The 19,959-nt window shown below is 62.6% G+C and carries 16 protein-coding genes; 8 read left to right on the top strand and 8 right to left on the bottom strand.

Features of this window, described 5'->3' with window-relative positions; genetic code table 11:
* Window positions 1–48: 48 nt before the first annotated feature.
* Complete coding sequence (locus tag ABFX19_RS04800; RefSeq protein ID WP_346027685.1) at window positions 49–1,503, bottom strand: four-carbon acid sugar kinase family protein; 1,455 nt, start codon at window positions 1,501–1,503, stop codon at window positions 49–51.
* A gap of 131 nt (window positions 1,504–1,634) precedes the next feature.
* Here ABFX19_RS04800 and ABFX19_RS04795 point away from each other — a divergent pair, with 131 nt between their 5' ends.
* Window positions 1,635–2,336, top strand: coding sequence for a FadR/GntR family transcriptional regulator (locus tag ABFX19_RS04795; RefSeq protein ID WP_056545251.1), 702 nt, complete (start codon window positions 1,635–1,637; stop codon window positions 2,334–2,336).
* A 41-nt stretch (window positions 2,337–2,377) separates the two neighbouring features.
* Entirely contained in the window at window positions 2,378–4,675 is a 2,298-nt protein-coding gene (locus tag ABFX19_RS04790) for a beta-galactosidase (protein WP_346027684.1), read from the top strand.
* An 85-nt stretch (window positions 4,676–4,760) separates the two neighbouring features.
* Here ABFX19_RS04790 and ABFX19_RS04785 read toward each other — a convergent pair whose 3' ends face one another.
* Window positions 4,761–5,513, bottom strand: a complete 753-nt coding sequence (locus tag ABFX19_RS04785; protein WP_346027683.1) for a class I SAM-dependent DNA methyltransferase — start codon at window positions 5,511–5,513, stop codon at window positions 4,761–4,763.
* Between the two features lie 262 nt (window positions 5,514–5,775).
* On the opposite strand from ABFX19_RS04785, the gene ABFX19_RS04780 reads away from it, so the two are divergent.
* Genes ABFX19_RS04780 through ABFX19_RS04755 form a run of 6 tightly spaced genes read left to right on the top strand, consistent with a single transcriptional unit; the run spans window position 5,776 to window position 12,811 of the window.
* On the top strand, window positions 5,776–7,071 hold the full coding sequence (locus ABFX19_RS04780) for an ABC transporter substrate-binding protein (protein WP_428831024.1): 1,296 nt from the start codon (window positions 5,776–5,778) through the stop codon (window positions 7,069–7,071).
* A gap of 57 nt (window positions 7,072–7,128) precedes the next feature.
* A complete protein-coding gene (locus ABFX19_RS04775; RefSeq protein ID WP_277357504.1) occupies window positions 7,129–8,253 on the top strand; it encodes a carbohydrate ABC transporter permease in 1,125 nt (374 codons plus the stop codon).
* On the top strand, window positions 8,250–9,149 hold the full coding sequence (locus tag ABFX19_RS04770) for a carbohydrate ABC transporter permease (RefSeq protein WP_277357503.1): 900 nt from the start codon (window positions 8,250–8,252) through the stop codon (window positions 9,147–9,149). The genes ABFX19_RS04775 and ABFX19_RS04770 overlap by 4 nt, the downstream gene beginning before the upstream one ends.
* Window positions 9,149–10,648 (top strand): GH1 family beta-glucosidase, encoded by a 1,500-nt coding sequence (locus ABFX19_RS04765; protein WP_346027682.1) that lies wholly within the window; start codon window positions 9,149–9,151, stop codon window positions 10,646–10,648. Before ABFX19_RS04770 ends, ABFX19_RS04765 begins: the two co-directional genes overlap by 1 nt.
* Window positions 10,649–10,698: 50 nt before the next feature.
* A complete protein-coding gene (locus ABFX19_RS04760; RefSeq protein WP_428831011.1) occupies window positions 10,699–11,718 on the top strand; it encodes a LacI family DNA-binding transcriptional regulator in 1,020 nt (339 codons plus the stop codon).
* 16 nt (window positions 11,719–11,734) lie between these two features.
* The gene (locus ABFX19_RS04755; protein WP_346027681.1) at window positions 11,735–12,811 is read left to right on the top strand and encodes a Gfo/Idh/MocA family protein; all 1,077 of its coding nucleotides are present in this window, start codon (window positions 11,735–11,737) and stop codon (window positions 12,809–12,811) included.
* Between the two features lie 279 nt (window positions 12,812–13,090).
* On the opposite strand, the gene ABFX19_RS04750 is transcribed toward ABFX19_RS04755, so the two are convergent.
* The 6 genes from ABFX19_RS04750 to ABFX19_RS04725 are packed head-to-tail and all read right to left on the bottom strand — an operon-like array spanning window position 13,091 to window position 19,938.
* Complete coding sequence (locus tag ABFX19_RS04750; protein ID WP_346027680.1) at window positions 13,091–14,041, bottom strand: carbohydrate kinase family protein; 951 nt, start codon at window positions 14,039–14,041, stop codon at window positions 13,091–13,093.
* Window positions 14,034–15,314, bottom strand: a complete 1,281-nt coding sequence (locus tag ABFX19_RS04745) for a glycoside hydrolase family 32 protein (protein ID WP_346027679.1) — start codon at window positions 15,312–15,314, stop codon at window positions 14,034–14,036. The genes ABFX19_RS04750 and ABFX19_RS04745 overlap by 8 nt, the downstream gene beginning before the upstream one ends.
* Before the next feature lie 57 nt (window positions 15,315–15,371).
* Entirely contained in the window at window positions 15,372–16,745 is a 1,374-nt protein-coding gene (locus tag ABFX19_RS04740) for a glycoside hydrolase family 172 protein (protein ID WP_277357498.1), read from the bottom strand.
* Window positions 16,742–17,695, bottom strand: coding sequence for a carbohydrate ABC transporter permease (locus ABFX19_RS04735; RefSeq protein WP_277357497.1), 954 nt, complete (start codon window positions 17,693–17,695; stop codon window positions 16,742–16,744). The genes ABFX19_RS04740 and ABFX19_RS04735 overlap by 4 nt, the downstream gene beginning before the upstream one ends.
* Window positions 17,688–18,635 (bottom strand): carbohydrate ABC transporter permease, encoded by a 948-nt coding sequence (locus ABFX19_RS04730; RefSeq protein ID WP_277357496.1) that lies wholly within the window; start codon window positions 18,633–18,635, stop codon window positions 17,688–17,690. The genes ABFX19_RS04735 and ABFX19_RS04730 overlap by 8 nt, the downstream gene beginning before the upstream one ends.
* A complete protein-coding gene (locus ABFX19_RS04725; protein WP_277357495.1) occupies window positions 18,628–19,938 on the bottom strand; it encodes an ABC transporter substrate-binding protein in 1,311 nt (436 codons plus the stop codon). The genes ABFX19_RS04730 and ABFX19_RS04725 overlap by 8 nt, the downstream gene beginning before the upstream one ends.
* Window positions 19,939–19,959: the final 21 nt, after the last annotated feature.

The raw sequence follows: 19,959 nt of genomic DNA, 5'->3' as shown, positions 1-19,959 counted from the left end.
GTATCTCCATTGGTACGTGCTGGGTTGAACTGCGCAGTGAGAAAGCTGTCAGAAGGTGGCGCTGAGGGTGCGCGTCACGTCTGCAAGGGAGCGGTCGTCGCCGACGTTCCCGGCAAAGACGATGTAGGGGATGCCCTTGGCGGGGCCGTCAACGGGCGCCCAGAGGCTGACGATTCCGGGCAGCATGGGACCGCGCACAATCGCGTGGCGGATCTCGAGGCCGTGGGCTGCAACATCGGATGAGGTAATGCCGCCCTTTGCAATGACGAAGCGGGGAGGGAACGCCTTCAGCGTCCGGTTGACGACGTCGACGACGGCGGCAGAAACGGTGCGCGCGATGCGCAGGCTCTCGGCCGGATCATCGGCGCGCACCAGGAGGCGGCTGGTGTGCATAATGACGTCCGCGCCGTTGAGGGCGGTGCTGACGGTGTCCACGACCTCGTCGAGGTAGCGGTCCGCGTCCGCGGTGAACAGGCGCTCGACATCGATCTCCACAATGCGGGCTGCGCTGTGTTCAGTGGTCAGCACGTTCAACTGCCGTGTAGTCACGCCCACGTGGGAGCCGACAACAATAAGGCCGCCCGCAGTGCTCGGGCTGGTACCGGCGAACGCCTCATCGCTGGTGAGCGGCTCGCGGACATCCTGCCCGATGCGGGCACGCATGAACGGCGGGCCCACCCGGTACAGGAGGCGCTTGCCGCGCCGCTCAGCTTCGGCGAGGCCGAGCGAGAGCGCGCGGAGATCGTTCTCGGTGACGATGTCCGCAACGATCGGAGTGGAGCCGGTAGCGCCGTCGAGCGCGTCTGCGATGGCTGTCGCCGAGAGCTCCGGATTGCTGGTTTCGCTGCCCGCGCGAATGATGTTCAGGTCGAGAACGATCACGTCACCGGCGGAGAACCGCCCGCCGGACTTCTCCTCCACATACTTCGGCAGCGCGGAGTTCGCGAAACCGAAGGTGGCATCCTTCGCAAATTCGGTCTCGGCGACCGGAATGAGTTCGTCATCGCTTCCGCGCGTGTAGTGCACTCCGCCGATGGTGATGCGGCCGGCGTCGGGAAAGGCGGGGATGATGACGACGCCGTCGGTAGCTTCACCGGACATCTCGGCCACGGTGGCGGCAATAACGTCCGGCTCCAGCGGGTAGTGCCCTCGTAGGGTGGAGTCGCTGCGGCTGACGAAACTCACGCGAAGGTCGGATCCTAGCCGGGTAGCGGCGTCGAGCGCGTTGCGGACCACTTCGTCATTGCGGGCGGCGGCTTCCGCGGGATCAAGGCTTCGGGTGTTGGTCAGCACGTACACCGCAGGCTTTCCCTCGCCGAACGCCCAGGTGAAATCCTCGGTCTCCCAGCGGGTGAGGACCGGCAGATCCGAGACCGACTGCGTGCCGGTGGGGTCGTCGTCGAGCACTACAAAGATGCGGTTCTCAAGCGTTTGCGCCACCGCGTTGGCGGATACGGCGAGCTCGGCCGGGTAACCGGCGAGGAGGTTCGTCTCAGTAGTCACTGTGCACTCCGTTGTGTATAGCTAGCCTTTATTCTAAATGTAAGATGTCAGACATCTTGCATATCCATTAGTGTGACACAGGCCATGCAGACGCGCAAGTACACTGGGCTGGTTACTGGAAGAGGGGGAGCATGGCACGCAAATCGCTGGTCGATGAAGTTGCTGATGAACTGCTCGACCGCATTGTTGCCGGTGAATTCCCGCCTGGATCAGGTGTCCCCGGCGAACTGGAACTGAGCGCGCGGCACGAGGTCAGCCGCATGACCGTCCGGGAAGCGATGAAGACCCTCGTGGCACGTCGCATCCTCCGGGTGGAGCGTGGGCGGGGGACGTTCGTGAACCCGCTGAACCAGTGGTCGTCCCTTGAAGCTGTGCTGCGTGCCGCGTCGGAGGGCCAGGAGGATGCTGCGGTGGCCGTCCAGCTGATCGAGTTGCGACGCATGCTCGAAACCGGCGCCGCCGAACTCGCCGCGAGCCGCATCACCGCCGAGGAACTCACCGAGATGGACGGGCAGCTGGCGCAGATGCGCGCCGCCCATGAAGAGAACGACGTCGACCGCTTCGTCGCTGCCGATCTCGCCTTCCATGATCTGATCCTGCATGCGTCCGGAAACGTGTTTGTTGCGGTGCTGTTTGAGCCGCTGACCCGGATCCTTGCCTCCCGGCGCGCGCAGACCTCGAAGGTGGTCCAGATTCAGATCAACGCCATTGCCGAGCACGCCAACATCATGGACGCCATGCGCTCGCATGACACCGAACGCGCCCGGCTGGCGATGGACCGGCACATGGAGCAGACGCTCAATGATCTGTTGGCGTACGTCCTCGAGCCCTGACGTTGTTGCCCGGCGCGCGGAATGCGCTTACCGTCGAAACCATGCCCGCCCTGAAGATCTCCCACGTTGGCTGGGACGCTCCCGAAACCCGCCCGCGGATGGCCAACGACGTCGACGCCCGCCCCGGCTTAGCGCTCACCAACCGCAGCATTCTCCGGAACGGTGAACCGTGGATTCCCGTCACCGGCGAGATGCATTACAGCCGCCAGCCGCGCGAACGCTGGGCCGATGCGCTGCGGCTGATGAAGGCGGGCGGCATCAACGTCGTCGCCACCTACATCTTCTGGATTCATCACCAGCCGGAGGAACACGGCACTCCAAGCTTCGAGGGCAACCTCGACCTCGCGGCGTTCGTGCAGCTGTGTGAGGAGATTGGCCTCGAGGTCATCCTTCGCCTCGGCCCGTGGTGCCATGGCGAGGTCCGCAACGGCGGTCATCCGGACTGGGTGGTCAACGCGGACTACACCGAACGCACCAACGATCCCCGCTACCTCGACGCCGTCAGAACCTGGTTCGGGCAGATTGGCCGTGAGGTGGCCGGTCTCTGCGGCAGCGATGGCCCGGTGATCGGCATCCAACTTGAGAACGAGATCTACGACCAGCCGGACCACATCCTCGCCCTCAAGGACCTTGCCCGGGAGAGCGGGCTCTTCGCGCCGCTGTGGACGGCAACGGCGTGGGGCAGTGCGGACATCCCGGTGGGCGAGGTGTTCCCGCTCTACGGCGGCTACTCGGACGGCTTCTGGGTGGACACGAACCAGGGCTGGGACGAGAGCTTCCAGGCCCACTTCACCTTTTCCCACCAGTGGGATGATCCCGGAATCGGCAAGGACCTCGCGGGTGAGAGCTGGACCGGCGTCGTCGGCGCCAAGCATCCCGACTTCCCGGCCGCCACCTGCGAACTCGGCGGCGGAATGGCGAAGGCCTACCACCGGCGTCCGGCGCCTACCGCACGGGATATTGCCGCCGTCGCGCTCTGCAAGCTCGGCAGCGGGTCCACCTGGCAGGGCTATTACATGTACGTGGGCGGCACCAACCCGCGCAAGGGCTTGCAGGAGTCCCACGCAACCGGCTACCCGAACGACCTCCCGGAGCTGAATTACGACTTCGGCGCACCCATCGGCGCCCACCTCCAAATTCGGGACAGCTTCCACCGGTTGCGGAACCAGCACTCCTTCCTTGAGGCTTTCGGCTCCCGCCTCGCGGCGATGAATGCCACCATCCCGGAAAACGACGACGACGGCGGCCTGCGCTGGTCACTGCGCAGCGACGGTGCGAGCGGATTTGTATTTATCAACAACCACCGGCCGCATGAGCCGCTGCCCGCCCGGACCGGCGTGCAGTTCGAGATCGGATTGGATGACCAGAGTGTCCTGTTCCCGCACCGGCCGGTCGATCTCCCAGCCGGGGAGTTCCTGTCCTGGCCGGTCCAGCTGGAGGTGGCAGGCGTCGTCGTCCGGTGGGCCACGCTCAACGTCCTGACGGTGCTTGAAGCCGCAGGGGAGCCGCCGGTTCTGGTCCTCACCGCGAACGACGGCGTCGATGCCCACCTGGCCGTGCCGGCCGCGTACGCGGTTGAGGGCCACCCCAGTGTGCCGGTGGGCGGGGAGCGGGTACTCGAAGACCTTCGCCCGGGTTTCTTCACCCTGACCAGTGAGAGGGGTGGGCGGTTGCGCGTGCTGGTTCTTTCGGCGTCCCAGGCGCTGGAAGCGTGGACGCCCACTGTCAGCGGCCGTCGTCGTCTGGTGCTTTCGTCTGCCCCTGTGGTGGAGCGGGATGGCGGACTTGCGGTGTATGCGCACCAACCCGGCACCGTGGCCGTATTCCCTCCCACGGGAGAAGCGGACGACGACGGTTTCTCGCGCGACCCGTTCACCGTATCGTCCGAGGCGCACGAAGTGACGATCACGCGGACAGCTCCCGCATCCGCACCGCCGGCACGGCCCGTAACCGTACCGGGGCGCGCCTCCGCGCCGTCCCCCGATGACTTCGCTGCGCATGCCGCCCGCTACACCATCAGCGTTAGCGGCCAGGCGAAGGCAGGGGAGCGCTCCCTGCTGCGCCTTGAGCTGGTGGGTGACACGGCGTCGTCGTTGTTTGAAGGCCGCGAGGAAGACGTCTTCTGGGACGGTTCGGTGTGGGACATCGACATCACGCCGGCTCAGGACACCGACCGGCGGGTGGTCGAGGTGGCGGTGTTTCCGCTCGCAGCGGATACTCCCGTGTGGCTGCCGGCGGACGCTGACCGGATCAGGGCATCGCTCGTGGAGCCGGCGGCGCAGATCACGGGTGCATGTGTCCTTACCTTCGAAGCAACGCAGCTATCCGGTTTCGCTTAGCTTCTGCTTTTGAAGTGCGCGATATCGAACACAGGCGTCCAGTCATGAAATTGAACTCGGGTGCCGCGATTTTCGAGGCTGCAGGTCAAGAAGTGAGCCGGTACACCGAGACGTGGCTTCGGGATTCCGCGGTAAATGGGCTGCGGTCCCAGTCCGCCCACCTGGACTCGAGTTCGAAGCCGGCCAGCCTCGCCATGAGATCGAGTTCGCTGGGCCAGATGTAGCGGTGTGGCGTGCGCCCGATCTGCGCGTTCCGGCCATCAGCGAGCTCCGGGCCGAAGGTTACGTGGTGGGAGATCACATGCTGCGTGAGTACGTTATAGGTATCAATGAGGAGATACCCCGGCTGGCTCACCTCGACTGTCCCACTGTGTCCGGGCGCCAGTGAACGCAGCTGCGGCACCCAAAGTTCAACAACGAAGCATCCGCCGGGTGCCAGGTGGCGAGCAGCGTTGCGGAAGCATCCCACCTGCTCGTCCTGCGTCAAGAGGTTCGCGATGGTGTTGAACACGAGAAACACGAGAGAAAAGTTTCTGCCAGCCGACGCTACGGTCATGTCGCCCTGAACCACCGGTATCCGGTCCTCGCCAACCTTTTCCCGTAGCCGCGAAATCATTGCGTGTGACAACTCGATGCCGCTGACCTGAACGCCGGCCTCCGAAAGGGGAATGGCGACCCGGCCCGTTCCCACGGCGAACTCCACGGCGGGGCCGCTGTGGGCGAGCTCGGACAGAACCTCCACTGTCGGAGCCAGAACATCACCCGAGAACATTCCCTCCCCGGGGGTGTCGTACTTGCTAGCGGCCTCGTCGTCCCAGAGCTGCTGCTGGTTGATCATCCCGCCACTATTCCACGGTCGCTGTAGCAACGCAGGCGTGGACGCTGAGACGTCTGATAGAGCGCTCTATTGACATGTGACCCAGGTCATCTGTAGATTGACTGAACCGCCGATGGAGCGCTCCATCAAACTTTCGCACCATTCTCCACGCAGGCTAATCGCGTCCGTTTCCAGAAGGCCAGCCAGTGGAATCCAGCACGCCCTTTCCCCATCGAAGCACGCACACAAAGGAGTGACCGTGAGCCTTTCACGACGCACCAAAATGATCACCGCCCTCACCGGCACTATGACCCTGGCATTCGTTGCCACGGGCTGCGGCAGCAGCAGCGATGAACCGGCCAGCGCCGAGAACCCCATCGAGTTGTCCATCACCACCTTCGGCAACTTCGGCTATGACGATCTGTATGCCGAATACGAAGAAGCCAACCCCGGCGTAACCATCGAGGCCAACAACATCGACGGCAGCGCCAACGCCCGCGTCGATGCGTTCACCAAACTCGCAGCCGGATCGGGTCTGAGCGACGTCGTCGCCGTCGAGGAGGGCTGGCTCGGCCAGATCATGGAGGTGTCTGACCAGTTCGTGGACCTCAATGAGCACGGTGCCCAGGACATCAAGGAGAATTGGGTGGACTGGAAGTTCGAGCAGGGCACCGATCCCAACGGCCGCGTCATCGGCTACGGCACCGACATCGGGCCACAGGCACTGTGCTTCAACCAGGACCTCTTCGAGGCAGCAGGTTTCCCCACGGACCGCGAAGAAGTTGCTGAACTCTTCGGCGGCGACGACGCCACCTGGGAGACCTACTTCGACCTGGGCCGGCAGTACAACGAGGCCACCGGCAAAGCCTGGTATGACCAGTCTGCGTTCGTGTGGAACTCCATGGTGAACCAGATGGAGGAGGGCTACTACACGGCCGATGGCGCGCTGAATGTCGAGGGTAACGAGGCCATGCGCGCCAAGTTCGATCTCCTTGCAGCCGGCACAGCCGACGGGCTGTCCGCCAACCAGAAGCAGTTCGACTGGGGCAAGGGTAAAGCTTTCGTTGATGGCTCCTTCGCCGTCCATGTGTGCCCCGCGTGGATGCTCGGCACCATTCAGGAGCAGCTTGAATCCGCAGGCGGTGGACCCGAGAGCGGTTGGGACGTAGCTGACGTCTTCCCGGGCGGCGCTTCCAACTGGGGTGGAGCTTTCCTCTCCGTTCCTGAAAGCTCGGAACACCCGGCAGAGGCAGCCAAGCTGGCAGCATGGCTGACCGCCCCGGAGCAGCAGGTCAAGCAGTCCGCCGCGGCGAACAACTTCCCCAGCACCATCGAGGCACAGCAGCAGATTGTGGAAGACGCCGTACCCAATGAGCTTTTCAATGACGCTCCCTACGGTGCCATCTTCGCCTCGCGGGCCGAGGGCGTCGTCGCGCAGTTCAAGGGTCCGAAGGACTCGGTGATTCAGGAGAACGTCTTCGCGCCGGCACTGAAGATCCTCGATACAGGCTCCGGTACGGCTGACGAAGCCTGGAACGAAGCCGTCAAGCTCCTCAACGAGCTCGTCGTCAACAACTAGCACACCGGCCGTGGGGCCTCCGGAGTACCGGAGGCCTCCTCATGGACTGGAATCGTCATGACCACGACACTGAATCGACCGGCAGCCGGGACTCCCGCTGCCAGCAAGACCGCACCGACCTTCCGCCAGCGCCTGAATGTTTTCGATGTGAAGGCGTCGCCGTACCTCTATATAGCCCCGTTCTTTCTCCTGTTCGGGCTCGTGGGGCTGTTCCCCCTCGGCTACACCTTTGTTGTCTCCCTCTTCGACTGGCATCTGTTGAAGGGTCAGGGCGAGTTTGTGGGACTGCAGAACTTCGTCGAGGTACTGCAGGACAGGTTCTTCTGGAACTCACTGTTCAACACCGTGAGCATCTTCCTGCTCTCCACCATCCCGCAACTGGTGGTCGCAACCGCCATTGCGGCCGTCCTGGACCAGAATCTGCGGGCCAAGACGTTCTGGCGCATGAGCATCCTGCTCCCCTACATCGTTACTCCGGTAGCGGTTGCCATGATCTTCGCGAACATGTTCGGCGAGCAGTACGGGCTCATCAACAACATTCTGGCCAGCATGGGCATTGACCGGATCATGTGGATGAACGAGACCCTGCCCAGCCACATCGCCATTGCCACCATGGTGAACTGGCGCTGGACCGGCTACAACGCCCTGATTCTCCTCGCAGCCATGCAGGCCGTGCCGCGGGACATCTATGAATCCGCCGCCATTGACGGCGCCGGGCCGTTCCGCCGCTTCTTCAGCATCACCCTGCCGAGCATCCGCCCCACCATGATCTTCGTGGTCATCACCGCAACCATCGGTGGTCTGCAGATCTTCACCGAACCCAAGCTCTACGATCCCAGGAGCGCCGGTGGAACTGCACGTCAGTTCCAGACCACCGTCCTCTACCTGTGGGAAATGGCGTTCCAGCGCCAGAATTTCGGCAAGGCTGCGACCATCGCGTGGCTCCTGTTCCTCATCATCGTCCTGTTCGGCATCGTGAACTGGCTGATCTCGCGCCGCATTGCAACCACGGGAGACGAACGCGGCTCTCGCCGCGGGGCACTCAGCCGGCGCAGGAAGAAGTCCTCGGCTCCCGCCGTCGTACTCCCTGCCGTCGGAACGCAGCCGCCGGCACCGTCGGGGGAATCAGCGGCTGGAAACCCAGCCAGCACAGACGACGCGACCACAAGGAGTGGAAAATGACCGTCATCGACAGGACGCAGACCACCGATCGCAAGAAAGGTACGCGCCCGCCGGCTCTGCGGAGAAAGCTGCTCGGCAATGGGTACCGTCCCGGGTTCCTGACCTACGGGTTGCTGTTTGCCTTCTTCCTCGCCTCGGCGTACCCGCTGTGGTGGTCCGTCATCATCGGCAGCCGGTCCAATTCGGCACTCGCCGGAACCTGGCCGCCGCTCCTGCCCGGCGGCAACTTCTGGAGCAACGCCGGCGAAGTCTTGGACACCATCCCGTTCTGGCTGGCGCTGGGCAACAGCGTCCTGATCTCGGGAATCATCACCGTTTCGGTGGTGTCCTTCTCGACCCTTGCCGGCTACTCCTTCGCAAAGCTTCGCTTCAAGGGGCGCAACGGTCTGATGGTCGCGGTGATCGCCACCATGGCGATCCCCACCCAGTTGGGCATCATCCCTCTGTTCATGATGATGCGGACCCTGGGCTGGACCGGCGAGATCGGCGCCGTCGTCATCCCCACGCTGGTGACGGCGTTCGGTGTGTTCTTCATGCGTCAGTACCTGGTGGACGTCATTCCCGATGAGCTGATCGAATCCGCGCGCATGGACGGGGCATCCATGATCTCCACGTTCTGGCACGTGGCGCTTCCCGCCGCGCGGCCGGCCATGGCGATTCTTGGGCTCTTCACCTTCATGACCGCCTGGACGGATTTCCTCTGGCCATTGCTGGTGCTCGACGCCGGCAACCCCACCCTGCAGACGGCGCTGAGCCAACTGCAGGCCGCCCGGTACGTCGATTACTCGATCGTGCTTACCGGTGCGGTTCTCGCGACACTTCCCCTGCTGGTGCTCTTCGTCATCGCAGGCCGACAACTCATTTCAGGAATCATGCAAGGAGCAGTGAAAGGCTAATGCCACTCGACGCAACCCGCCCCCTACCCATCAGCGGTGAACCCGTGTCAGGAAGCGCGACCAGAACCTGGCCGGAGGGGTTCCTCTGGGGATCAGCCACCGCAGCAGCGCAGGTTGAAGGAGCAAGCCATCAGGGCGGTAAGGAAGATTCCGTCTGGGACGCCTTCGCACGTGTACCCGGGGCTATTGCCCACGGCGACACCCTGAAGGACGCGGTCCAGCACTATGACCGCATGCCCGAAGACGTCCGCATCATGAAGGAGCTCGGGCTGGGCTCCTATCGGTTCTCCACCAGCTGGGCGCGCGTCCGGCCGGGGGACCGTGGGCCAAACCCGGAAGGCCTGGACTTCTACTCCCGGTTGGTGGATGAACTGCTCGACGCCGGGATCCTCCCCTGGCTGACCCTCTACCACTGGGACCTGCCGCAGGCACTCGAGGAGAAGGGCGGCTGGGCCAACCGGGACACCGCGTACCGCTTTGTGGACTACGCGAATGACGTCTATTCGGCGCTGGGCGACCGGGTGCAGCACTGGACGACCTTCAACGAACCCTTCTGCTCCTCCCTGCTTGGATACGCTGCCGGAGTGCATGCGCCGGGCCGGCAGGAACCGAGTGCTGCCGTTGCCGCTATTCACCACCAGCACCTCGCGCACGGCCTCGCTGTCAACACCCTGCGCTCTCGGGGGGCCGAGCAGATCGGCATCACGCTGAACCTGAGCAACTCGATCCCGAAGGACCCAACGGACCCCATTGACCTCGATGCCGCGCGCCGGTTCGATTCCCTGCAGAACCGGATCTTCCTCGACCCGATCCTGCGCGGGGAGTACCCCGAAGACACCCTCGCGGACCTCGAGCAGTTCGGCATCCGGGACGTCATCCAGTTCGGTGACCTGGAAATCATCGGAACGCCGATCGACTTCCTCGGCGTCAACCACTACCACGACGACCTCATCAGCGGTCACCCGACCGGGGGCGGCGACGGCCACTCCGGCGGCACCACCCGCAAGACGTCCTCATGCTGGATCGGCTCTGAGGACATCGCCTTCCCCAGCCGCGGCCTGCCGCGCACGGCGATGAACTGGGAAGTGAACCCGGACGGGCTCCGGAAACTGCTGGTCCGCCTCGGCGAGGAGTACCCCACCCTCCCACCGCTGTACGTGACGGAGAACGGTGCAGCCTACGACGACGCCGTCAGCAGCGACGGCGCGGTGCATGATACCGAGCGAACCGCGTTCGTACTCGACCACATTGCCGCCGTCGGTGAGGCAATCGATGCCGGCGCGGACGTCCGCGGCTACTTCGTCTGGTCCCTGCTCGACAACTTCGAATGGTCGTGGGGCTATGGCAAGCGCTTCGGGATTGTCCGGGTGGATTACAACTCCTTTGAACGGACCGTCAAGGACAGCGGCCACGCCTACCGGCAGCTGATCAGCTCCGCGAGGGCCAATGGGGAGGTGGAACAGTCGAGGGTGCAGGGGCTCACGCCGTCAGGAGCCTGAGCCAACCTAGACTGGACCCACAGGTTCCAGCACCATGCACGGAGATGATTGTGAAGACAGACGCAAGCCGGTCGCGGCCCGCGCCGACCCTCGAAATGGTGGCCGCGCTGGCCGGCGTCTCACGATCAACGGTGTCCCGGGTGGTCAACGATGCACCGAACGTTGACCCGGACATTGTGAAGTCCGTCCAGAGCGCCATCTCCACACTGAACTACATTCCCAACCGCGCTGCCCGTTCGCTTGCGAGCAGGCGCACCAACTCGGTTGCAGTGGTGGTTCCGGAGTCCACCTCGAAAGTGTTTGCCGACCCGTTCTTCGCCACCCTGGTGGAAAGCATCGCGCAAACGCTGGTGGAGACGAAGTACACGCTGAACCTGATCGTCTCGTCTGAAGCAAGGCCTGAAAAGACCAGAAGCTACCTGCTTGGCGGCAACGTCGACGGCGCGCTGGTGGTCTCCCACCACAGCGGGGACCACTCCTGGACGAGAATCAGCGATTCGCTCCCCGTGGTCTTCGCGGGACGTCCTTTCCGGGGTGAGGGTGACAGCTACTACGTCGAGGTGAACAACCAGGCCGCTGCGGCACGCGCCGCACAACACCTGGTTGACGCCGGACGCACCTCCATCGCCACCATCGCCGGTCCGCAGGACATGTACCCGGGGATCGACCGGCTGCGCGGCTGGGAGACTGCCCTGCGATCAGCTCGGCTGGACACCTCGCTGGTGGAAGTCGGCGACTTCACGCAGGCTTCCGGCAGGGAGGCGATGCGGCGGCTCCTGGACCGCGGGCAACGGATCGACGGCCTCTTTGCGGCCAACGACCAGATGGCGGCTGGTGCCTGCTCGGTGCTCACCGACCGGAACATCCGCATCCCGGCGGATATCGCCGTCGTCGGCTTCGATGATGACTCCTTTGCCACCTCCGTAACGCCCGCCCTGACTACCATTCACCACCCCATCGTCGAAATGGGACACCGGATGGCCGAGATCCTCCTCGCACTGATCGAGGGGGAGCCGGCGGACCGCGTGAACCTGCTGCCCACCTCGCTGGTGGTCAGGGACTCCGCCTAACCTTCCAAGGAAACCCATGCGCCAACACATCCTGCCCGTTCCGCCCTGCGCTGAGCCCGGAGCTGACCCGCTGAAAGCCACCGGGAAGAACCTGCGCTGGGGCGTCGTGGCCCCGGGCACCATAGCCCGACGGGTTACTGCAGACCTGGCGCTACTGGAAGACTCAGTGCTGCACGCGGTGAGCTCCCGCAGTGAAGCGAATGCTGCCGGCTTCGCCGCCGACTTCGGCTTCGCAACCAGCTACTCCGACACGAAGGGCGTGAGCGGTTATCAGCAGTTGTTCAATGACCCGGATGTGGACGTGGTCTACGTTGCCACGCCGCATAGCCAGCACCGCGAGGTGGCGGAAGCGGCCCTGGCCGCGGGCAAGCACGTCCTGTGCGAGAAGCCTTTCACCGTCAACGCTGCGGAAGCCCGGGCGCTCGCCGACGTCGCAGCGGCCAAGGGCGTCTTCCTGATGGAAGCGGTCTGGACGCGCTTCCTGCCGAGCATCAACCGGGCGTGGGACATCATTGCCTCGGGGGAGCTGGGAGAGGTCCAGTGGGTCCAGGCGGACCTGGGTTTCGTGTCCGGTTACGACCGGAACTCCCGCCTCTGGGATCCGGCTGCCGGCGGCGGCGCGCTGTTGGATCTTGCGGTCTACCCGCTGACGTGGGCGCTCGGAGCGCTGGGGGTTCCTACCGGCGTCGCGGCCCAGGCAACCCTCACTGACGACGGCGTGGACATGCGGAACGCCCTGACGCTTTCCTACGCGAACGGGGCAGTCGCCCAACTGCTCACATCGATTGTTGCCGCCTGCCCCGGCACCGCTACAGTGAGCGGAAACGCCGGATGGCTGACGGCCTCCACCCCACAGTGCAACCCTTCGAGCCTCACCATCACGACGGCGGACGGACGCTCCCGCGTCGAATCCTTCGGCCAGGTGGGAAGCAACTATGTGTACCAGCTTCGCGAAGTCACCCGCTGTATCCAGGACGGACTCACCGAAAGCCCCACCATGCCGTGGGCTGACTCGGTCGCCACGATGCAACTTCTCGACGACGTCCGCGGGCAGATCGGCATGCGGTACGGAAGCGATCAGGTCACGGTGTAGCGGGCGGTCATCTGGAGCGCAAGGGAACGGCCCTCCAGATGAGCGTGGGCGACCGGCGAGTCCGCTTTTGACGATCGGCGATGCAGTCACCAGATGGATGTGCGCGCTCGGTGCCGGCCGGTCCTACTGATCCGGCAGCAAGCGTCTCGCAACCTGCTCCACAGTCGCGGCTACCGGCGTGTCGCTATACCGTTGCTGGCTCAAGGGGAACTTCCTCAGATTCCGCTCTCGTATTCGTGGTCTAATTCTTATCCCACGATGAAGTGGTGGTCGGGCAACTCATCGCAAATGGTGCGGGGGACAGCTCACCGTGGGTGAGACGCCGGCAAACTGGTATAGATCCTGTCGGGTGGGAGGTTGGGCGCCTGCTCGGGAGACAGTGATCGCAGCTGCAGTCGCCGCAAGCGAACCTAGTGCTTCCAGCTCCGCCAGATCCCTAGGAAGGCGCTTCGTCGTGGCCACTAGATTCAGAACCGCGGCCATATATGAGTCACCTGCCCCGATTGTATCGACCACGTCTATCGAGTCTGCTGGCATCCGGCAGCGGTTTGCTTTGGTTGCGAGGTTCGCCCCGGCTGCTCCCCTGGTGATGATGATGAGTCCCGGTCCCCGTGTGAGGAGTTTTTCGATTACGCCGTCTATAGCGATCTGGGGATACAACCATTCCGCGTCCTCGTCGCTGAGCTTCACCACATCAACATTCTCGACCATCATCTCGAACATTCCGACCGAGACGGGATGTGGGGGCAGCAGTTGAGGGCGTATGTTCGGATCGAAGCTCAGGAGCGCACCATCCTTACTTGCCTGTTGGAATATCCGACGGACACTTGCCGCACCAGGTTCCAGGAATGCCGCAATGGATCCGGTGTGTATGACGTCGAAGGCAGCGTCCAGGGGCCGCGCTGGGAGCGTCCATTCCACATCGAAGTGGTACTTTGCCGCCCGATCGTTCTGGAGAACTGCGGTGGCTGAGGAAGTCCGGGCGGCGTGGAGTGATGATGGCAGTAACTTAACGCCCTGGCTCTCGAGATAACGCCAGATGGTGAGACCCATGGCATCCTCGGCCAGCCCGGTGAGAAGTGAGACGTCGGACCCAAGTCGCGCCAATCCGACGGCCACGTTGGCCGGTGAGCCACCAGGGTGTCGGTCTAGTCCTTCTTCCCTGCTCACGATGTCCATGAGGGCTTCGCCGACCACCAGGATCCGGGACTGGGGCATCACGCTACTCATCTTTCCGTGAGAGTTGGCGGACGAGGACCGGTGCGGTGCTGTCTACTGTAACTTTTTGGTCGGCTTGAAGGCCTGATCCCAATGCGAATGTCCCACGCGAGGTGAATAGCTCTAGGATGGGCCCGTCGATGATCATTGTGACTCGACCGTGGGTGTGGTCGATGTGTTGTTCATCGCCCCCGGTTGCGATGTAGAGGGTGCCAGCTTTTCCGGTGACCGTGACCTGCTGCACGTCTTCTTGAATAAGCTGCAGACTTGCCTTTTCTGTGCCGTCCCAGGTGAGGATGTAGGCGTTGTCGGCGGCAAGGTGGAATTCGCTTCCCTGATCCGATGAACCCTCATAGGCGGCGAGGTCTGGGTGCGGTTCGCTGATGAGGGTGTTGCCGATCAGTCGCAACCTGTGGGGGATGCTTAGGGCGCTGGCGCGGCCGGCGGTTTCGTCAAGGTAACCGCGGATCCAGAAAATGAGCCCGGGCGCTCCGTCTTTGTCTCGGAAGAATGAGGGGGCATAGTAGCCAGAGCCGTAGGTGAGTTGTCCCCAGCTTTCGGCCTTGAATTTCCCGTCTTCGTATGTGCCGATGCCGTAGGCGACGTAGTGCAGTACGTCGTCTTCCCACACGGATGTCACTAGCACTGAACGGCCGTCGATTTCGAATATCTGTGGGCACTCCCATAAGGTTCCGGTCCAGACCTGTGAGGTTTCGGAGCCCGATCGTTGTGCTGCGAGCCCGTCGTAGTCCCATTTGTTGAGATCGGTCGCGGAGAAGGAGGTGGCGGCGGCGGTGCCACCGCGTAGACCGGTTCCGACCAGCATCCGCCACTTCTCTCCGTCACGGAAGACAAAGGGGTCGCGGAATGCGATGGTGTCGAGTTCGGCTGGCACATCAACGACGAAGTCGCCTTTTATCCAGGTGTTCCAGGTGTCGTCGGTGGGGAACGCTTGGCGTACCCGACCGATCCCGAAATCAGGGACCGAGACTGAGGTGTAGAACATGGTTGCGTCCCCGGTTTCGGGGTGGACGGCTATGGATCCTGACCAGATGCCGTCGTCCCCCTCCCCGGGGGCGATAGCAACTCCTTCTTCCGTCCAGCTCATCAGGTCGGTGGATGTTGCATGGCCCCAATGGCAGTTGGGCCCCCACACGGTCGAGCCGGGTACGTATTGGTAGAAGAGGTGGTAGCGGCCGTCCTTATAGGTGAGCGCGAGGGGGTCGTTGATCCACCCCTGGTGCGGAGTGAAGTGGAACTCGGGTCGCAGTGGAAGTTTGGACACGTTGGTCGTGCCTTTCGAGAGGTTCATGGGTTGTCTTGTGCTGGCAGAAGGTAACGGTCAGCTGTTCTTGCTGTTGATGGAGGCGCGAATCCGTTGGGCATGATCGCGGTTTCCTGCCTCCCAAATGTCCACTTCTTCCGACCGTGCCTCGCGGAGGGCATCCCGGGCAGCGGTGAACTTCTCCATCCTCTCGGCGGTGTCCCTCCGTGCCTTCTGCTGGTCCTCGCTGAGGTCCGGCAGCGGTGTCTCGATGACCCGATCGACGGGCCGGAGCGGCAGCCGCTCCTCGACCCCGGGGATGGTCAGATCGGGTGACGGGAGGCTTTGGTACCAGTAGGCGGTCGAAGACCAGTCGTCGGAGAGGTGGTTGGCGTGGCCGTGTTCGAAGGTCACTTTGATGCGTTTTTTGAATCGGATCGGGTCGGTGAGGTGGAAACGGTAGCTGTGGTGGAAACCTGGCACATCTTCTTCGTGGACGATCGTTCCGTTCATGGCGTACGCGTTGCGCTGCATGCCCCAGGCGTGTCCGAAATAGTCCTCCATGCCGGTGCCGTGCAGGCTGGGTGGCCAAGTATCGTCGTCGATGAAGATCATGTCGTCGCCCTCGCCCCACCATGAGCCTTGGAAGTGGCGCACGGCGAGGTTGCAGCCTACGTAATGGCCCTCGCCCTCAGTTTCCAGGACGACGTAGTTGTCTTTGCCATCAAGGTTGGGAATGGTGACCTCGATGCTGTTGGTCTGCAGGTCAGGACCCCACCCTTTGTTGGGGAGCTGCCGGCGCCAGTGGCTATGGAAGTAGGCAGTTTCCTCGGAGAGGGGCTGGGTGTACAGCTCGTAGTCGATGTAGAAGTACTGCAGGTACGGAACGTCATTCTGGTTTTCCACGACGACGCGGGCGCGCTTGTTGAAGGGCATAGCGAAGTAGCTGTTGAAAGCTGCGCTTCCGCCGAAAGTGTGCAGTTCGGCTTCTTTCGCCGACACCGACAAGGGCAGCGAATCGTAAGATCCGGAGAGGGAGTTCATCAGCCCGAAGAAGTCCCCCAGAGGGGCGATAACGCTTGGGGTTTCCTGATCGTCCCAGTAGATCTTCAGTACGATCTTTCGATAGTAATCGGGGTCTACGACTTCCCAGCTCACGCCGAGTGCGTTGTGGATCTCGAGCATGGGGACGCCGACTGCCGCCGGATCGATTTGGCCCGGCCCGGGCTGGAGCCGGCATGACTGGGTCATCCAGATATGGGTAATGCATCCGGGACCTTCGATGTCGGCGAGCACCCGTTCCTGGCCGGGCATGACGATCCAGTTGTCCCGGTTCCGCCCGGTTTGGTCCCAACTTGAAGAGCGGGCCGAGCGTGCGTCCTTGATCCTGACCAAGTCGGCGAGCGGCCCCTGGGAAGGACCGGCGGTTCCCGTCGTGGGCATGGGGGTCATCCTTTAACTCCTGATTGTGTGAGGCTCGCGATGATCCACCGCTGAGCAATGATGAAAACGATGAGCGCTGGCAGGATTGCGATCACGGTGGCGGCCATGACCAGTGAGAGGTTCCCGGCACCGTAGGGTCCTAGCAGCAGCACGAGTGCCAGGGGGAGGGTGGCGGTCGATGTGTCGTTGAGGAAAATCGACGGGGCGAAGTATGCGTTCCAGCTCCCCAAGAAGGTGATGATGCCCAGTGTGCTGATGCCGTTTTTCGCCAAGGGCAGGGCGATCAGACGGTAGACCGTCCACGCGTTCGCTCCGTCCAGCCGGGCAGCTTCGAGCATTTCTTCCGGGAGGGAGAGGAAGAACTGGCGCATGAGGAAGACGCCGAGCGCTCCGGTGATGCCAGGCAGGATAAGGCTCAGGGGATTATTGATCAGACCCCATTCGCTCATCATGAGGAACAGCGGGATGATCGTCACCTGCGGGGGCACCATAAGGGAGGCCAGCAGCAGGATGAAGATGATGTTCCGGCCAGGGAACCGCAGCCTGGCGAAGGCAAATCCTGCCATGGGCGCCGTGATGATCATCCCAATGCTGACTGCTATAGCGATCACTGCGCTGTTGAACATGTTGCGCAGGATCGGCACCGGACCGTTGACTGCATCCGGGTAGTTCTCCCACTGGAATTCGTTGGGGAACCAGAGAGGAGGCAAGTCGTATGCGTTGCCGGGGGAGCGCAGCGACGTTGTGAACATCCATAGAAATGGGGCGATCATGGCTATCGCGCCCAACGTGAGCAAGACGAGCGAGATGGCTTTGCCGATCGACGGGCGACGGCGCCCGCGACGGTAGTTCCGCCGGGCCGCAGTTCCCAGTTTGCCCGTGCCCGCACTGTTTAGATCTTTGTCGTGGGGTGGTGCTGGGAGTGGTCCGCCGAGAGTGGAAACGGTTTGGTTACTCATAGTGCACCCAGGACTTTCTTACGCGGAACTGAATGAGCGTGACGAGCAGGATCAGCATGAAGAGTGAGGTGGCGATCGCTGAGGCGTATCCCATGTCGAAGTCGTTGAAGGCTTTTTCGGTGAGGTACATGACGACGCTGCGGCTTGAGTCGCCTGGTCCTCCACGGGTCAGCACAATGATGGATTCGAAGATCTGGAAGGCACCTATGGTGGTCGTGGTGACGTTGAAGAAGGTCGCTTGGCTGATCATCGGAAAGGTGATGCTCTTGAACCGACGCCAGGGCCCGGCGCCGTCAACTTCTGCCGCCTCAATCATTTCCTTTGGAACTTCCTGGAGGGCCGCGACATAGATCAGCATTGCGAATCCGATATTGCGCCAGGTATCGACGATGATGACGGAGAGTTTTGAAACCTCCGGGCTGTTGAGCCAATCGATCTCTGGAAGGCCGCTGCTGGTCAGGTAGTAGTTGATAACGCCGGTATCCTTCTGGAAAAGCGCCTGCCAGATAATGGACACGTAGACCAACGCGACAAGGTACGGGAAGAAGTACGCCGACCGGAAGATCGTGTTGAGCCACTGCGGCATGTTCTGGTTGATCAGAACCGCCGCCGCCAGCGCGATCGTATTGATGAGGACTACGGCGGCACCGACATAGATAAAGGTGTTTCCGTAGCTTTGTAGCAAGCGCGAATCCGTGAACATTCGGACATAGTTGTCGATTCCAACGAACTCCGGCGGCCTGAGAATGTTGTATTTTGTGAAGCTCAACGCCAACGCCGCGACGAGAGGGCCGAGGATGAAGAGGAGGAAACCGACGACGGAGGGGCCGATAAAGGCGTAACCGGTGAGGGCTTCCCGGCGGCGCCCGCCGGAGAGCCGACCCCAAAGCCTTGCGGCCGGCCTCTCCGACGGGTTAGAGCGAATCTCAGTGCTACTCACGATCAAGCGCTTCCTGTACTTCATCGTTGGCTTCGGAGAGTTCCTTTTGGGGGTCTCCGCCGGCGAGGATCTCGTCCATTGCCCTCATGAACGCCGGTTCCAGGGTGTTGTAAACCCGGGGCGCGGCCACCGGCTCGGCGTAGGTGATGGAGTCGTAGTAGAGCTCGGCATGTTCGGGGTAGGCCAGGAAGCTTTCGGACTGGGCCGCGTCCTTGTTAGCTGGAATGGCGGCGCCGGCGGCTGCCCATTCCTGCTGCGTCTTGATGTCGGTCAGCATTTTGATGTACTCCCAGGCGAGGTCCTTGTTGTCGGACTGCTCGGAGACAGCAAACCCGCCGCCGCCGAACACCGTGGATTTCTCGCTGTTCTGTGGCCAGGGCAGGATGTCGTAGTCGGAGAACCCTGCGTCTTCAAAAGGACCGACGACCCAATGGCCGGCACCGGTCATAGCCACTTTGCCCGCAGGAAAGAGCTGGTACGGGTCTGCTCCCTTTGGTTGCGGTGCTACACCTTCTTCGGTGACCAGATCTCGGATCCAGGTGGCGGATTCGACGGTGGCTGGGTCGTCCAGGGTTGGGGTTTCCCCGTCTTCGCTCATCTGGGAGGCGGAGTTCGAGTAGAGCCAGGGTGTGAGTCCGAAGTTGAAGTACGGAAGGCCGAAACCATAAACCTTGTCTTCGCCTTCACCGGTGGTGAGCTTCCTGGAAATTTCGAGGAATTCGTTCCAGGTCCAGTCCTCGGAGGGACGTTCGATGCCCGCTTCTTCGAACAGTTTGGTGTTGTAGTAGATCAGCATCGAGTTCCAGGTGTTCGGCATGAGGTAGGTGCTGCCGTCTTCGGTGAACCCCTCGACCAGTGCCGGGTCGAAGCTGGCGATAAGCTTTTCCCCCTCAGGGTCGTTCTGGATGTAGCCGTCCAGCGGGGCGAAGAGCTCGTTGTGGAGGCCCAGATCCACACCCTCAGTGGCGATGTTGATGACGTCTGGCGCGTTTCCAGCAGCGACCGAAGAGACTAGTTTGTTGACATATTCGGTCCAGGTTGTGATGGGGGTGAAGTCATTGTTGACCGTGACGTTGGGGTACTGCTCGTTGAACCGCTCAGATACATCGTCGTAAATAGCCTCATCGCCGGGATCCCCCCAATTGGAGATGGTGATTTCGGCTGTGATGTCCGATGCCGGTGCCTCATATGGTCCCTCGGCTGCGGGGACTTCCTGATCGTTTGAACCTCCACATGCGGTGAGGAGGCTGAGTGAAAGTACAGCAGCCAGGCTCAGGCCGAGGCGCGAAGTGATGGGGGACATGGTGGTGCTCCTTTGCATCTG

This window comes from Arthrobacter parietis (assembly GCF_039530425.1).
GTDB classification, from domain to species: Bacteria; Actinomycetota; Actinomycetes; order Actinomycetales; family Micrococcaceae; genus Arthrobacter_D; species Arthrobacter_D parietis.
The sequence above is the reverse complement of the archived record's forward strand: the minus strand, read 5'-3'. Positions and strand labels throughout refer to the sequence as shown.

Coding starts and splice junctions, on each gene's coding strand:
- ABFX19_RS04740 (WP_277357498.1), bottom strand. CDS start 16,745: ATGACCCCCATGCCCACGACGGGAACCGCCGGTCCTTCCCAGGGGCCG.
- ABFX19_RS04765 (WP_346027682.1), top strand. CDS start 9,149: ATGCCACTCGACGCAACCCGCCCCCTACCCATCAGCGGTGAACCCGTG.
- ABFX19_RS04785 (WP_346027683.1), bottom strand. CDS start 5,513: ATGATCAACCAGCAGCAGCTCTGGGACGACGAGGCCGCTAGCAAGTAC.
- ABFX19_RS04735 (WP_277357497.1), bottom strand. CDS start 17,695: ATGAGTAACCAAACCGTTTCCACTCTCGGCGGACCACTCCCAGCACCA.
- ABFX19_RS04790 (WP_346027684.1), top strand. CDS start 2,378: ATGCCCGCCCTGAAGATCTCCCACGTTGGCTGGGACGCTCCCGAAACC.
- ABFX19_RS04770 (WP_277357503.1), top strand. CDS start 8,250: ATGACCGTCATCGACAGGACGCAGACCACCGATCGCAAGAAAGGTACG.
- ABFX19_RS04725 (WP_277357495.1), bottom strand. CDS start 19,938: ATGTCCCCCATCACTTCGCGCCTCGGCCTGAGCCTGGCTGCTGTACTT.
- ABFX19_RS04750 (WP_346027680.1), bottom strand. CDS start 14,041: ATGAGTAGCGTGATGCCCCAGTCCCGGATCCTGGTGGTCGGCGAAGCC.
- ABFX19_RS04795 (WP_056545251.1), top strand. CDS start 1,635: ATGGCACGCAAATCGCTGGTCGATGAAGTTGCTGATGAACTGCTCGAC.
- ABFX19_RS04755 (WP_346027681.1), top strand. CDS start 11,735: ATGCGCCAACACATCCTGCCCGTTCCGCCCTGCGCTGAGCCCGGAGCT.
- ABFX19_RS04780 (WP_428831024.1), top strand. CDS start 5,776: ATGATCACCGCCCTCACCGGCACTATGACCCTGGCATTCGTTGCCACG.
- ABFX19_RS04775 (WP_277357504.1), top strand. CDS start 7,129: ATGACCACGACACTGAATCGACCGGCAGCCGGGACTCCCGCTGCCAGC.